The sequence below is a fragment of the Candidatus Nitrospira salsa genome, from assembly GCF_965152625.1.
Map to the genome: position 1 here is coordinate 903,932 of NZ_CBCUCO010000004.1, position 13,238 is coordinate 917,169.

General features: G+C 45.3%; 13 protein-coding genes. 11 read left to right on the forward strand and 2 right to left on the reverse strand.

The features are described 5' to 3' along the window. Positions 1–746: 746 nt before the first annotated feature. The 6 genes from ACWQXP_RS18180 (at position 747) to ACWQXP_RS18205 (ending at position 7,233) form a co-directional block, all read left to right on the forward strand. Complete coding sequence (locus ACWQXP_RS18180; RefSeq protein WP_454064271.1) at positions 747–3,539, forward strand: PAS domain S-box protein; 2,793 nt, start codon at positions 747–749, stop codon at positions 3,537–3,539. A 184-nt stretch (positions 3,540–3,723) separates the two neighbouring features. Next, positions 3,724–3,999, forward strand: coding sequence for a hypothetical protein (locus tag ACWQXP_RS18185; RefSeq protein WP_454064272.1), 276 nt, complete (start codon positions 3,724–3,726; stop codon positions 3,997–3,999). A gap of 101 nt (positions 4,000–4,100) precedes the next feature. Continuing rightward, positions 4,101–4,358, forward strand: coding sequence for a type II toxin-antitoxin system Phd/YefM family antitoxin (locus ACWQXP_RS18190; protein WP_454064273.1), 258 nt, complete (start codon positions 4,101–4,103; stop codon positions 4,356–4,358). Further along, the gene (locus ACWQXP_RS18195; protein WP_454064274.1) at positions 4,334–4,555 is read left to right on the forward strand and encodes a Txe/YoeB family addiction module toxin; all 222 of its coding nucleotides are present in this window, start codon (positions 4,334–4,336) and stop codon (positions 4,553–4,555) included. The genes ACWQXP_RS18190 and ACWQXP_RS18195 overlap by 25 nt, the downstream gene beginning before the upstream one ends. Positions 4,556–5,199: 644 nt before the next feature. After that, complete coding sequence (nhaA, locus tag ACWQXP_RS18200) at positions 5,200–6,552, forward strand: Na+/H+ antiporter NhaA (RefSeq protein ID WP_454064275.1); 1,353 nt, start codon at positions 5,200–5,202, stop codon at positions 6,550–6,552. Between the two features lie 369 nt (positions 6,553–6,921). Continuing rightward, positions 6,922–7,233: a hypothetical protein gene (locus ACWQXP_RS18205; RefSeq protein WP_454064276.1), complete on the forward strand. Its 312-nt coding sequence runs from the start codon at positions 6,922–6,924 to the stop codon at positions 7,231–7,233. A 290-nt stretch (positions 7,234–7,523) separates the two neighbouring features. Here the strand turns inward: ACWQXP_RS18205 and ACWQXP_RS18210 are convergent, their stop codons facing one another. Further along, positions 7,524–8,627 carry an iron-containing redox enzyme family protein gene (locus tag ACWQXP_RS18210; protein ID WP_454064277.1) on the reverse strand — a complete coding sequence of 368 codons (1,104 nt, stop codon included), beginning with the start codon at positions 8,625–8,627 and terminating at the stop codon, positions 7,524–7,526. Between the two features lie 82 nt (positions 8,628–8,709). On the opposite strand from ACWQXP_RS18210, the gene ACWQXP_RS18215 reads away from it, so the two are divergent. The 3 genes from ACWQXP_RS18215 to ACWQXP_RS18225 all read left to right on the forward strand — a co-directional run bounded on the left by ACWQXP_RS18215 (position 8,710) and on the right by ACWQXP_RS18225 (position 11,420). Beyond that, positions 8,710–9,708, forward strand: coding sequence for an L-histidine N(alpha)-methyltransferase (locus tag ACWQXP_RS18215; RefSeq protein ID WP_454064278.1), 999 nt, complete (start codon positions 8,710–8,712; stop codon positions 9,706–9,708). Positions 9,709–9,888: 180 nt separating this feature from the next. Further along, complete coding sequence (locus tag ACWQXP_RS18220) at positions 9,889–10,467, forward strand: pilus assembly protein N-terminal domain-containing protein (RefSeq protein WP_454064279.1); 579 nt, start codon at positions 9,889–9,891, stop codon at positions 10,465–10,467. Between the two features lie 230 nt (positions 10,468–10,697). Next, positions 10,698–11,420 carry a PEP-CTERM sorting domain-containing protein gene (locus tag ACWQXP_RS18225; RefSeq protein ID WP_454064280.1) on the forward strand — a complete coding sequence of 241 codons (723 nt, stop codon included), beginning with the start codon at positions 10,698–10,700 and terminating at the stop codon, positions 11,418–11,420. 154 nt (positions 11,421–11,574) lie between these two features. Here ACWQXP_RS18225 and ACWQXP_RS18230 read toward each other — a convergent pair whose 3' ends face one another. After that, positions 11,575–11,742, reverse strand: coding sequence for a hypothetical protein (locus ACWQXP_RS18230; RefSeq protein WP_454064281.1), 168 nt, complete (start codon positions 11,740–11,742; stop codon positions 11,575–11,577). A gap of 200 nt (positions 11,743–11,942) precedes the next feature. On the opposite strand from ACWQXP_RS18230, the gene ACWQXP_RS18235 reads away from it, so the two are divergent. After that, positions 11,943–12,590, forward strand: a complete 648-nt coding sequence (locus tag ACWQXP_RS18235) for an acyloxyacyl hydrolase (protein WP_454064282.1) — start codon at positions 11,943–11,945, stop codon at positions 12,588–12,590. A gap of 309 nt (positions 12,591–12,899) precedes the next feature. After that, positions 12,900–13,217: a putative signal transducing protein gene (locus tag ACWQXP_RS18240; RefSeq protein WP_454064283.1), complete on the forward strand. Its 318-nt coding sequence runs from the start codon at positions 12,900–12,902 to the stop codon at positions 13,215–13,217. Positions 13,218–13,238 lie beyond the last annotated feature (21 nt).

Genomic DNA, 13,238 nt, shown 5'->3' on the forward strand with positions numbered 1-13,238 from the left:
TCTTACGCTCCACCTTTACCATAGTCAATCCATCATTTCGAGAAGCTTTAACTCCGGACGTTTCTCTTTTGAGGACGAGCAGAAGGATGCTGGGCCACGGATTTGTCTGTCATCGTTTCATTAATTCTTTGCGTCTTTATCTTGTGTAATCAAAACGGAGCGTCTGTACGCTTCTCAAAATGTCTCTCAGGCAAATGATATTCATAGTGGATGTCTGTGTCGTATTTGCTGGCGGAGTAAGGGTGAACGATTCCATGACATTCTCTGAAGATGAGCAATCAAGCAATTTCATTGTCGTTGCATTAAATTTGTCATTTTCCGTTTTCTGAAAATGTGAACAGTGCAATGTCGTCTTGGCTACCTCTAATCAATTCCTCAAGTGGAGGGGAGAACCAGGTTCAATATTCAATGCCGATTCAACTCTCTGTCAGGTATACGACGATCGTAGCCAAGGCGACCCCTAAACAACATCTCAAGGGGAGAATTGGGCTCTACGTTCAATGCCGATTCAGCTCTCTGTCAGGTATACAACAACCGTCGTCTAGGGTTCCTTTCCTCCTTTCCGCATTCAGCGGGAAATTAATTGGATTCGCTACAGTCAGCTGTTCGCTGAATAGCTCGACCTATTATTTTTGCTGTGATAGTCTGGCCTTATATCGTCTGGGTTTTTACTCGGACCTGTCATCTTTTTACAGGCATGTAGGGTGTAAGATGTCGTACTCCTTTTCATCGACAAGACATCATATTTGGCTATAACCGTGCCCCCTCACACACTACGATATCCGAATATTTTTTCAGCTAATTCCTTCCGGCTTGGATTTCGAACCAAAGTCACAGTTCTTGTTTGTACGTTAGTGCTCGCGACGTGGGGTTCTGTCTTTTATTGGACCTCTGAGCGTTTTAACACCGCGTTAACGAACGAACTCATCTCGAATGTTGGACAGGATGCCAATCTGATGAGTGTTCGTCTCTCAACCGAAATGAAACGATTTGCAGAGGATGTTCGTATGCTTGCAGGGACACCTCCTGTTCAAGAGATCATGCGTCTACTCGGTGCCAATGGAATGTCCAAAATTGAAGGCTTCCCCACACATCAAGGAAAAGATCGTTTGGCAACCATTTTTCGAGAAATGCTTGAAGCCAAGTCTGACTATTTCCAAATTCGATACATTGGAGTCGCCCACAATGGGCGTGAACTTGTCAGAGTTGAAAAACAAGAAGGGGTGATTACAAGAGTTGCAGAAGTTGATTTACAAAAAAAAGGAAGTGAAATGTATGTTCAAGATACGATTCGGCAATTGGTTGGGAAGGTGTACTATTCTCAAATTACGCTGAATCGCGAGCATGGTGAATTGATGGTTCCTTTCATTCCAACCCTGCGAGTGGCGACCCCTGTCACTCGGCCGTCAGGAGAGGTGTTCGGCCTTATCGTCGTGAACGTGGATATGCGCAACTTTTTTTCAAGCCTTCATGCAAGTATCAAAACCCAACAAACTTTGTACGTCGCGAATAGTGCGGGAGAGTATATCTTCCACCCTGATCCAGGAAAAGTGTTCGGATTTGAATTTGGTCAATTGAATCGGATTCAAGACCTGGTGCCAGAGGCGACATCCTGGATTGAACATTCGTCACAACACGACGCTCCCTTTACCTATAGCAATGTCGATCAAGAGTTTCTTGTTGGGATGGCCAGAGCCCCTTTGAATCCTATTGATCCCAACCATTATCTCATCGTCGCGATTCAGGATTCCTATCGTAATGTATTTGCGAATGCGATGATGATACAAAAGGAAGCAATCTTTCTCAGTATCGTCTTATTAGTTTTCGCCTTTATCGGAGCTTACTTTCTTTCTCGATCTATTGTTTCGCCGTTGAAAAATCTTAATAGAGCAACTGCGGCCATTGGACGTGGGGAAAAGCCGGCCGAGTTTTCTGTTTATTCACAGGATGAAATAGGGGAATTGTTTATGGCATTCAATGCCATGGCCACCAAAGTCGAAGAACGAACCGCCGCCTTGGCACAGAAAGAAGCCCAAATGCGAACCATTGTGGAGGCGACGCCAAGTGGCATGCTTATGATCAATGACCATGGACTTATTGAGTTGGTCAATCAGCTGATCACGCAACAGTTTGGCTATCCACGAGAAGCGCTCATCGGTCAACCAGTCGAAATGCTGCTTCCCGAACGTTTCCGTGCGAAACATGTCAATGATCGCAACGCTTACTTTTCCTTTCCTGAGCCACGCAGTATGGGCCAGGGGCAAGACCTGTATGGTTTACGACAGGACCAGTCCGAATTCCCTGTGGAAATTGCCTTGAATCCTCTGACAACTGATCAAGGCCATTTTGTTTTAGCGTCTATCATTGACATCACGTCACGACGACAAAGTGAGCAGGCAATTCATCAGCTTCATCGTCAGAATGAACTGATTTTGACTTCGGCCGGGGAAGGCATCTACGGCTTGGATCTAGATGGCAAGGCCACATTTATCAACCCTGCCGCGGCGCGCATGTTGGGGTATGAGCCGACAGAACTCTTGGGTCATCCGATGCACACAACGATTCACCACACAAAATCAGACGGCTCGCCGTATCCTCAGCAGGACTGTCCTTGGCATATCGCCATATGGAACAATCATATGTCCCGCATCACCAATGAGGTGTTTTGGTGTAAGAACGGAACAAGTTTTCCCGTCGAATATACCTGTACGCCCATTCACGATGAGGCGGGCACGGTCACGGGGGCAGTCGTGACATTTAATGATATCACGATGGAAAAAAGTTCAGAAGTCGTACTCGAGCATTATATTGATGACCTTCGTCGCTCGAATGCTGAATTGGAGCAGTTTGCCTATGTGGCATCACACGATTTGCAAGAGCCGCTCCGAAAGGTTCGGAATTTTGCTGAATTGCTGGCAGTGCGTGTCAAAGGTTCCTTACCGCAAGAAGCCGAGAAATTGTTACCTCCCATTGTGGATGGCGCGATTCGGATGCAGGCGTTGGTCCAAGACCTGCTGACCTATTCTCGAGTGGCTCGTGTGGAGCAGCCTCTCGAGCCGGTTAACCTGCAAATTATTGCAGAAAACGTGAAAACGACATTGGAGGAGGTGTTGGCCGATGCTCAGGCGACGTTGATGATTGGACCACTTCCAACCATTGAGGGTAATGCCATTCAGTTGGAACAGTTATTTCAAAACCTCATTGGAAACGGATTGAAGTATCGAGGGAACCATGCGCCAGTGATTGAGGTGTCGGCAATCGAAAAACCTGAGCATTGGGAATTTGCCGTTCGCGACAATGGGATTGGGATTGACTTGCAGTATGCTGAACGGATTTTTGTTATCTTTCAACGACTCCATACGAAAAAGAAATATTCCGGTACCGGTATCGGCCTGGCTATTTGTAAGAAAATTGTTGAACTCCACGGGGGACACATTTGGGTTGACTCAACACTCGGCGAAGGTTCAACCTTTTTCTTCACCTTACCGCATAGTCATGTCAACGTACATGAGACATTTTTGGCCAATTGTGGTTCGTAGTGTTGCAAAACAACACAGAAATATTGTTTGATCAGTGGGAAGATCCATATTGCAGGCAGTAAAGTGGTCAGGAATTGGCAGATAGGGGAGAGGAATCCTCGGCGAACCCACTTCGGTCTATTTGCCATATTTTTCTTTCTAGCGTTTTATCATTACATAATGCAATCTTACGAGAGGTGATGCGATGAATCTTCATCAACGTGGCTCAGAACTTATTCATCAACTCAAGGATCATGTCTTAGAAGTCCTACGAAGTCATCCAGATGCGGTGTCTAACGGGAAAGGAATTCTCCAAGAAGAAGTGGCTCGACGAGCCGGTCTGCACAGTATGGGGAGTGCGGAGTTAGATCATACGTGTAGTGAGATGCTTAAAATGCTGCACCGAGAAGGCTCGGTCGAATTGGTAGATGAGGGTGGGCAAGATGAAAAGAAGAAGGCGTGGCGGTTGAGCAAAGATTGATTCGTTTGGTATTTGCCCTAGCAATTTCTGGAAAAAAGAGAGAGCCATTGACTGAGCGTACGTGATGTCGTACGAAAAAGAGAAACTTGTAGGTCTGTTATATGAAACACAAACCAACGACTGTTTTTTCTGCGAGTCAAGCACGTTCTCAACTTTACCGGCTCATAGATGAAGCCGCAGAGTCCTATGAGCCAATTACGATTACCGGGAAACGGTCAAACGCAGTGATGTTAGCTGAAGAAGATTGGAAAGCGATTGAAGAAACGCTCTATCTACTCTCTATCACAGGCATGCGAAAGTCTATTCAGAAAGGTCTAAAAATTCCCATTGAGGAATGCGCCAAGGACGTTCGTTGGTGAAATGGCAAGTTGTCTTTACCAAACAGGCCCAACGCAATGCTAAGAAATTGGCGTCCAGTGGACTCAAAGACAAAGCTCAGGAACTTATATCCCTCCTAGAAACTCATCCATTCAAGACCCCGCCTTCCTATGAGAAGTTGATGGGAGACTTAGCCGGTACCTATTCGCGGCAACATCGACTCGTCTATCAAGTTTAGTCAGAAGAGAAGATCGTGAAAGTCCTTCGAATGTGGACCCATTATGAATAGATCAATTTGTCGAATGGGAGGGGTGTCATCGCTAGATTGCTCACTTCTCTTAGCAATCATATCCCCATAAGGTATAAAGTTTAGTGATGACTCCTTTTCCTAATTGCTATTGATTTCTATAGCGGACTCCAGTTTGAGGTGACAAACGGACAAGACGCAACTGCTTTTGTCGAACTTTTGAAAGAGTTCAGGACTCGGAATCTCAGTGTCGATGAACCGTTAGATGGTTTTATTACATTCTTTTCGAGGAATGTCTATTAATTCAAACGTCAAGGAAATACTGCAGCGTGAATTGAATGTGAGTATGAAATTGGTAGGTTGAATCTCATCAACAGCGTACCAGAGAAATCGTTGTCCATGGCCTAATGCCACAGGAGAGCACTGCCAAGGCATCAATACACGGATATGCTCGCATATCAGAGTCTAGATTTTTACAGGTATCCTTCATAGCGGACATTCTTTTATAATGGTCTTAGCATCAACCGAACTCATTGGGGCGGTATCAGGACCAGGTGTTTCTGCAGCTTTTCCTCAGTGATTTTTAAAAGCGAATGAATTTCGAAGAGAACCGCTATCCCTAGCCCTTGCAGTTTATGGATCTCATCAAAGAAGCTAAGCAGTCAATTCAATCCCGACCGATTGAAAAAATCATTTCACCGTTAGAAGATTTCACGAAACAAAATGCATCAGGTGGAATCGTTCTGCTTGGATTTACCGCCCTAGCGCTCATCATTGCCAATTCATCCTACCGTGAAATCTATTCAGAACTTTGGCATCTTCCGATCACCATTGGCATTGGGCCACACATTTTAGAAAAGCCATTATTATTGTGGATTAACGATGGCTTGATGGCCATTTTCTTTTTTGTGATCGGGCTAGAAATTAAGCGTGAAATTTTAATCGGCGAATTGTCAGAGCCTCGTCAAGCCCTCCTTCCCATTGTGGCAGCTATCGGCGGCATGGTCGTTCCGGCGTCTCTCTTTCTCTTGACCAATATCGACTCGTCCCATATTTCCGGGTGGGGAATTCCCATGGCTACCGACATTGCCTTCGCCATAGGCCTTCTAGGGTTGTTGGGATCAAGAATTCCTTTTTCCGCCAAAGTTTTTCTGACTACTGTGGCCATCGTCGATGATCTTGGGGCAGTCATGGTAATTGCCATGTTCTACACCTCCCACATTTCATGGGTCAGTCTGGGCACGGGATTGAGCTTTTTGATCATCTTGATGGCCATCAACTGGGCAGGAATTCGGTCTCCATTAGTTTACGGCCTCGTGGGCTGTGGAGGTCTTTGGCTGGCTTTCCTCTTGTCCGGTATTCATCCGACGATTGCTGGAGTCCTCGCGGCACTCACTATTCCTGCAACCTCGGCCATGAGTAAGAAGGAATTTGCTCAGAAAAGTCGGAGGTTTCAAAATAAATTTCAAAAATCGGAAGTTCCGGGTGTCTCCGTATTGGAGAATGAAGAGCAGATTCATGCAGCCCAAGCTCTCGAAACCGCCAGCGACTTAATCCAGCCCCCCCTACAAAAACTTGAGCATACTCTCCACCCATGGGTAACGTTTGCAATCATGCCCCTGTTTGCGCTTGCCAATGCAGGAGTGGTTATCAAGACAGACCTGTCAACTTTAGCCAACAGTTCGCTCTCTCTTGGTATCGCGTTAGGATTGTTGCTGGGTAAACCCTTAGGTATATGCCTGGGAGCCTGGGTGGTTGTGGCGCTAGGACGTTCCTCACTTCCCTCCCCCCTTACTTGGCCACAGATTATCGGCTTAAGTTTTATGGGAGGCATAGGGTTTACGATGGCTCTTTTTATCGCGACACTGGCATTTGAGGATTCCGCCATGTTATCGGAGGCTAAACTAGCCATTTTAATTGCCTCGAGCCTCGCCGCCATCATAGGATTATGCTTGTTATGGAAAACCACTACTTCCGAAACTCAGTAGATATCTTCACTTGAATTCAACTTGTCAGTGCAACTCTGGGAGGCCCTAGTGACAGGTTATAAATGAACGATTAACAGCATTAAATAAGTGGTCTTGAAGGCTATAAATGTTTGTTTAAATTTACGAAACAAATTAATGCAGATTCTATCCTTCGTGGGAAAGTTCGCTTTTAAAACGGCTTTTTCGTACAACCTCGAAGGATTCAACGTAGCCATCCGTGACGATGAACTGAATATCGATCATGTCCTTCCCTAACTAGAAACTACCTGAGCAGATGGTACCGAGATTCCTTTTAGAAATAGTCAAATAACGACTAGTGCAACCTGTGATTTTTATGCTTCTTATTTCTCAAATTCATGTGAAGCCATAATGGTCATGTTATTTGAGGCTGATGCATGCCATGTAATGAAGAATGGAGAGAGCTTTGTTAGGACTGTTATTGATCGATATCAATCGCTATGCCTCTGCTCCCATATCAGTTTTGATCGGGTTAAATATATTGATTCTATGAGCCAGCTTAGAGGAAGAAAGCCAATAACATTTAGAGAAATTCGTGATTTTTCGTATGAAAAGGCATATCGAATTATTTCATTCGAAGGTGGAGAACAAGAAATTCCCTACAGTCAGCGAACGATTCAAGTTAATCCAAACGACATTAAATATGACATTATTAAAATCTAATATATTTTTGTTCTAAATAGTTGTGCTGGGTTCATTGCAGCAAGGTTTAACGGTTTTTTTGAAAGATTAAAGTTAACGGTAAAGCGTACTTGATTTCTTATTGAATGAGAACTATTGCGAATCCAATTAACCAGTTGTACTCTTCAGACTGCCACAGCGAAAAAAGACGCATCAAATGTCGGAAGTTATTTGAAACGGCTATAGCTAGAGACGTTTTTTGACTCTGTGCTTCATGACGTAGAAGTAGGAACGGAAGAGAACAATTGGAGGTACCGCTAAGCTTCTTGACTTCAGGTCAAGACGTTTTCAGCTTGCTGGACGGATTGGGCGATGGCTTGGCTGGCGCGGGTGCTGAGAAGTCGTTGCTGATCGTAGCCCAAGATGATTTCCCAAGCTGAATTCGGATAGCGGGTGATAAGGGGCAGGGCGACTTCGTTGAGCATCCATTGGCCGTGACGGAGGTCTTCTTTGATGTGGACGTCCCAGTAGCCGATGGCTTGTTCGCTTAAGCCAAGACGCTCTCCGGCAAATTTGTAGTTTTGAAAGGCTGCAGGAACGGAGATTTCAAAATACAGAAGGCTACCGATATATCGTAAAAAGTTTCTTTTCCGCTCACATACGGTAAAACTGTGATTTATATTGGCGAGTACTTCCCAGGGCACGATATCAAGGTAAGCTTCTGGCGAGGTGTCCAGATCAAATTCAGCTAACATTGCTGAAAAAAAGGATGAATGTTTTCTCGCGAGCTTTCCCCCTCCATACTCTTCCATCAAGATTTTTGTGAGCATCGATTGAACTTCGTTTCCTACGCCCCCAATGACTCGTGATAATTGGCTGGCTTCCACTAACCCATCGAGTGAGGCAATGGCCAGTAAATGACGATATCCGGATTGCGACATGTCGTTGCGAAAGAACAGACCTATTTGCGATGGTTCAGGGTCAAGGTCCTCTGTGGTGCGTTCGCGTAACGCCGCTTCGATGTCTAATCCCTTGAGCGCAGGGATATCAAGGCTCTGGGTTTCCCAGGCCTGCCAAATGGTCTCAATTTTTGATCGGAGGGAAAAGAGAAACGCTGAATTCTCATTGATATAGTTTTCGAGATTGTCATACCAGAACAGTTTTAATCGATTGATGCGATAGAGAACCCGTTGAAGAAAGAGATGGGCGTTCGGAGAGGGGGGCTGGTCTTCATAGGCCTCCAGCATGGCAAGGTCCAGGACCTGTTCGAATGGCTCTAGGCATCTGGGTGAATTTGCGGCATAGTGATCAAGGTCTTTATGTTGGAGGAGGTGTGTGAGAACCTCTTGGGCATTGCGATAATCGAGTTCAGTCAGGGGCTGGAAGGAAGTAATATTCATAATTATAAGAAGAATGAAAACATGATAAAACTGCATGAAGGATGTTTCGTAACACTCTAGCAAGCACTCGTCAGAGTGAGCAAATCCTGCATGTTATCAAGTCACGAGAAGGATATTTATGCCATTTACCTTTCATAGTTTGCGATCTGGGTCCGCCACGGCATCATCCAATGAGCAATTTGCTCAGGCCGTGATGGAAGGACTTTCAAGAAAACCTAAGCGTTTACCCTCGTGGTTGATTTTTGATAATCGAGGCAGTGACATTTTTACCGAAATTACGCAGCTACCAGGCTATCATCCAGCTCAATGCGAATTCGAAATCTTTCAGGCTTACAAACAGACCATTACTGATCTTCTCGAGAAGACGGAGTTTCGAGTGATTGAACTGGGTGCTGGTGATGGAGGGAAAACGCAAATTCTTCTTAAGCACTTCATTCAGAATCAATTGACATTCGAATATGTTCCGATCGATATCTCCGAGGGGGCTGTCAAAAATCTCGTCATTGTTTTGGAGTCGAAGTTTTCGCAGAGTGGTATGTCGGTGATGGGATTAGCTGCCGATTATTTTGATGGACTCCGAACCATAAGCCAACAATCCAATTGGCGAAACCTTGTGCTTTTTTTGGGTTCGACAATTGGAAATATGGAACTGCCATCGGCCCAACAGTTTGTTCAGAAATTGCGAGAGTCCTTGGGTGTCGGTGACTACGTGATGATCGGGTTTGATCTCATGAAACACCCGAAGGCCCTGTATGCCGCCTATAATGATTCTACGGGGGTGTTCGAGAAGTTTAATCTTCATCTACTTGATGTTTTGAATAACAAACTTGGCGCGAATTTTGTCAAAGAATGGTATGTCCAGCAGGGACAGTATAATCCGAAGACACATGCCGTTGAAAGTTTTATTTACAGTACTCGAGAGCAGGTGGTCAGTCTTGCTACATTGAAGAAGACATTTTCCTTTGATGCGTGGGAAGCAATGCAAACGGAGCATTCGTATAAGTATACGATTGCTGAAATCGAGATGTTGGCTGTGAAGAGTGGATACCGAATCGTGACGCATCTCTTTGATGCCAATAAACACTTTGTGAATTCTATCTGGGAAGTTATGAAGTAATGTCATGCTTGGGTTCGTTCGTAAAGGAATTTCTTGTCAGTTCTATACCTTTTTCAGTGCTCCTGTATCGTCGATATCTGAGCGGGGATATATTTGTAGTTGCAAAATTTACCGAACGCTGACCGTGCCGATCTATTTCATCTGATTTTTTATTCATGTATGCGGGAGGAGGAAGCCATCATGATGAACACTCGATATTTCTTGTGCGTAGCCCTGGTGATTATGCTCACTGGAATTTCGTCGAATGTGTTAGGGGAAGAGTTGGTCGAGAAAATGGAGATCAAGCGAGTTACGAAGGAGGGCGGGGCCGCCACTGTCGAAACGCAGGTCGATATTCGTACCTCGAAAGTGGTCATGAAACAGATTCCATTGGGCCATGCGATGGTGTTGGCATTTCCACTGCCTTTCTCGCATGCCTCGGTGGCGAATCCTGCTGTAGCCGATTCACTGATCTTAAGCTCAACGCAATTGTATTTATCTGGAAAGGAGATTGGGTATACCACGCTAACTTTGTGGGATAAAGAAAAAAAACTCTCGGCCGTTCTGGAGTTGGTCGTTCATCTTCCCATTGAAGCATTCCGTCATAACCTTTCAACATTATTTCCTGAGGAAAAGAATATCGTCATTACCACGGCGCATGAACATCTTGTACTGACTGGACAGGTCTTAAATGCAGAGATCAAGTCTAAAGTCGGGCAAGTTGCTGGGGCGTATGCTCCTCTAAAAGTCCTGAATTTTCTGAAATTTATTCATGAATAATACGTGGGACAACAAGTGAGGAAGGAAGTGGATGAAGGGATCTATGAAGAGAATGGGAGGTTCGCAGGCCTCATGGCTATTGAAGCCGGTGTGAAGATGAGCCAGTTGACAGAGGTGTTGTTTGATGTAGAGTGAAACCTTACATCGGTATGTGGGGTAACAATTCTCTTACTTCCATATCCGTACACGTCTAAAACGTCATGTCTGAATCATGTGGCAGGGAGGCCAGTATGAACGTCTGTCGTATCCAATTGAACCGTTTGCGAATGTATTTCTTCTTGAGTGTCTTCAGTGTCGTCTGTTGGGGCGGAATTACGTCAACTTATGCGATGCCGATCCTGATGCCCACAGGTCTAAACCCTGGGGATAGCTATCAGTTAGCGTTTAGTACTAGTGGGACTCGCAATGCGGTATCCACGGACATTGGGGATTATAATGCCTTCGTCCAAGGTGCGGCGGATTCAGCTGGAATTGGTCTCGGCTCACCTTTAGGCGATATGTCTTGGAATGCCATTGCCTCAACTGAAACTGTTGCGGCTTTGGACAATGCCGTGGTGTCGACACTTGTCTATAATTTGGGTGGCGCGCTTGTGGCCACAGGCTTTGCGGATATGTGGGATGGATCTCTCCTTGCTCCTATTAATTTTAATGAGTTTGGTAATTCGAATGCTCGGGCTATCTGGACAGGATCGCGTACTGATGGTACGCAATCGATAAGTAACGTGTTGGGCGATCCCTCTTCCAGTTCGACACTTGGGATTGAAGGATTAAGCAATGCGTTATGGATTGATCGAGGTTCGTTTCCGTCCTCTGGTCCCCGTCCATTCTATGCCTTATCAGAGCCCATTAGTGTTGCGCACGCGCCGGTTCCCGTGCCGTCATCGATTTTGCTCTTTGGGAGCGGATTGATGGGTTTGATTGGATGGCGGTGGTGGAAGGGCCAGCTCGCATAGGGTCACACGCACAATCTAGAAAAAAGAGCCTTATTCTTGACAGAGTAAGGCTCTTTTTTTGTCTGCTGTTCGTGTCCTTAGTCTCCTATTGGTTGAAATTACATTCTCCTCGATGATGTGATTGTTTTGCCGTGAGGCGATGTATTGGGTTTGTTTAGGATGATTGGCGCGACGGATCAGGAATGTCATTCGTTTTAGTGCTGAGTTTGTGCGTGCGGATGATGAGCTGGTCTAAGGTCAGCATGGCAGTATTGATACGCTCGATGATGCCGACGAACTGATCGATGTCATTGGCCGATTGTGATGTGTGTGGATGTGACATTGTTGCAGTGAAGTGAATGAAACGTGCTTTATTGTACTGAACCTTGCAGAGAATATCATTGATTTGTTCTTTTCGATTTGTGAAATCTCGTGCTTGTTGCTGAAATTTTGTAGAGTTGATCGAGCCAGGCCCCAAGGATAAGATGTGGCGTTCTGCCAAATTTCTTGATGGTGATTTCTGATAGGTGAGGAATTGTTGTGATGAACATGGATGTTTGTTTCTTTCAATTAGTCGTCCTTAACTGGATGCGGAGCGTTGTCCTGCTTCTGTTGTGTCTGTTGCCCATTCATCCGGCCTCGGCTTTTGCTGAATTTGAAGCACGTGATACGGTGAAAAAAGGTACCGTTGAGCTGGGAGTGATTGGCGGATATTGGAAAGAAAATAGTTTGGATGGGACTAAGCCTTCCTCGAATCAGCGAGCCGTCTTTGTGCTTCCTCAAATCGGAATGATTTTGACTGACGAATTTGATGCCGGGTGGTTGAGTGGAAATATCGAAGTGCTTGCAGAGCCGCTGGGGGCTCGTTATTCAAAGCCTTTCACAGCGTACGCCTTTGGCGGTTCTCTTGTTGTGAAGTACAACTTCTTGTCGTTTGGCCCTTGGATGCCATTTTGGGATATCGGAGCCGGCATGTTGTGGACAGACTTGGCTCCCAAGATTCCCGAGCAGAGCCAGCGATTTAATTTTGTTCTGGAGACTGGGCCTGGCCTGCACTATTTTGTGACCGAACAGTTTGCGCTTACGACGAGTGTGCGTTATCACCATATCTCCAATGCCAATACGGGGTCTCGAAATGTGGGATTGAACGCCTGGTTGTTTAGTGGTGGATTTTCCTTTTTTATTCCGTAAGAGTTTGAACATTGAGAGAGCTGCTAATCCACTATTGATTTGGATGACACGCATACCCTTTGATCAGCTTATTTCCTGGCGGTTGTTTTCTATATGGAGACGGTAATTTTCTTGACCACATTGTCGTGATCATATTGGTCATGCTTTTTCACACTAGAACCTCAATGCGATCCATTATAGCGAATCTAAATACGTGCAGCTGAATCATACGTACTCTCAATGCGGTATCAAACACTTCAAGGGTAGGCAAGTTAACTGAATCGGCTATAAGCTTCCAAAATGGGCCTGTTTTCTGATAGAGGATTAGCAGTGCTTAAACTCTTTATTTCGAATAGTCTCATTGAAGTTGAATCGCGCAAGGACATTCTCGATCAAGAAGGCATCCTCTGCACGGTTAAAAATCAACAGGGATCTTCGCTTGCGGGCGAAGTGCCGTTTGCTGAAGTCTTTCCTGAACTCTGGGTGGTCAATGATGATGAGTATCAGAAAGCCAAAGACATATTAGATAAATGGGATAACGCTTCGCCGTCAGAAGACTCGGCATGGACCTGCGTCGGTTGCGGTGAACAACATTCTGGCGAGTTCACAACCTGCTGGAAGTGTGGTAGAGAACGTACGAATTCCTAATAAAGTTTTGTTGTCCTGCTG

Coding starts and splice junctions, on each gene's coding strand:
- ACWQXP_RS18220 (WP_454064279.1), top strand. CDS start 9,889: ATGATGAACACTCGATATTTCTTGTGCGTAGCCCTGGTGATTATGCTC.
- ACWQXP_RS18235 (WP_454064282.1), top strand. CDS start 11,943: ATGAACATGGATGTTTGTTTCTTTCAATTAGTCGTCCTTAACTGGATG.
- ACWQXP_RS18215 (WP_454064278.1), top strand. CDS start 8,710: ATGCCATTTACCTTTCATAGTTTGCGATCTGGGTCCGCCACGGCATCA.
- ACWQXP_RS18205 (WP_454064276.1), top strand. CDS start 6,922: ATGGTCATGTTATTTGAGGCTGATGCATGCCATGTAATGAAGAATGGA.
- ACWQXP_RS18185 (WP_454064272.1), top strand. CDS start 3,724: ATGAATCTTCATCAACGTGGCTCAGAACTTATTCATCAACTCAAGGAT.
- ACWQXP_RS18190 (WP_454064273.1), top strand. CDS start 4,101: ATGAAACACAAACCAACGACTGTTTTTTCTGCGAGTCAAGCACGTTCT.
- nhaA (WP_454064275.1), top strand. CDS start 5,200: ATGGATCTCATCAAAGAAGCTAAGCAGTCAATTCAATCCCGACCGATT.
- ACWQXP_RS18210 (WP_454064277.1), bottom strand. CDS start 8,627: ATGCAGTTTTATCATGTTTTCATTCTTCTTATAATTATGAATATTACT.
- ACWQXP_RS18225 (WP_454064280.1), top strand. CDS start 10,698: ATGAACGTCTGTCGTATCCAATTGAACCGTTTGCGAATGTATTTCTTC.
- ACWQXP_RS18195 (WP_454064274.1), top strand. CDS start 4,334: ATGCGCCAAGGACGTTCGTTGGTGAAATGGCAAGTTGTCTTTACCAAA.
- ACWQXP_RS18230 (WP_454064281.1), bottom strand. CDS start 11,742: ATGTCACATCCACACACATCACAATCGGCCAATGACATCGATCAGTTC.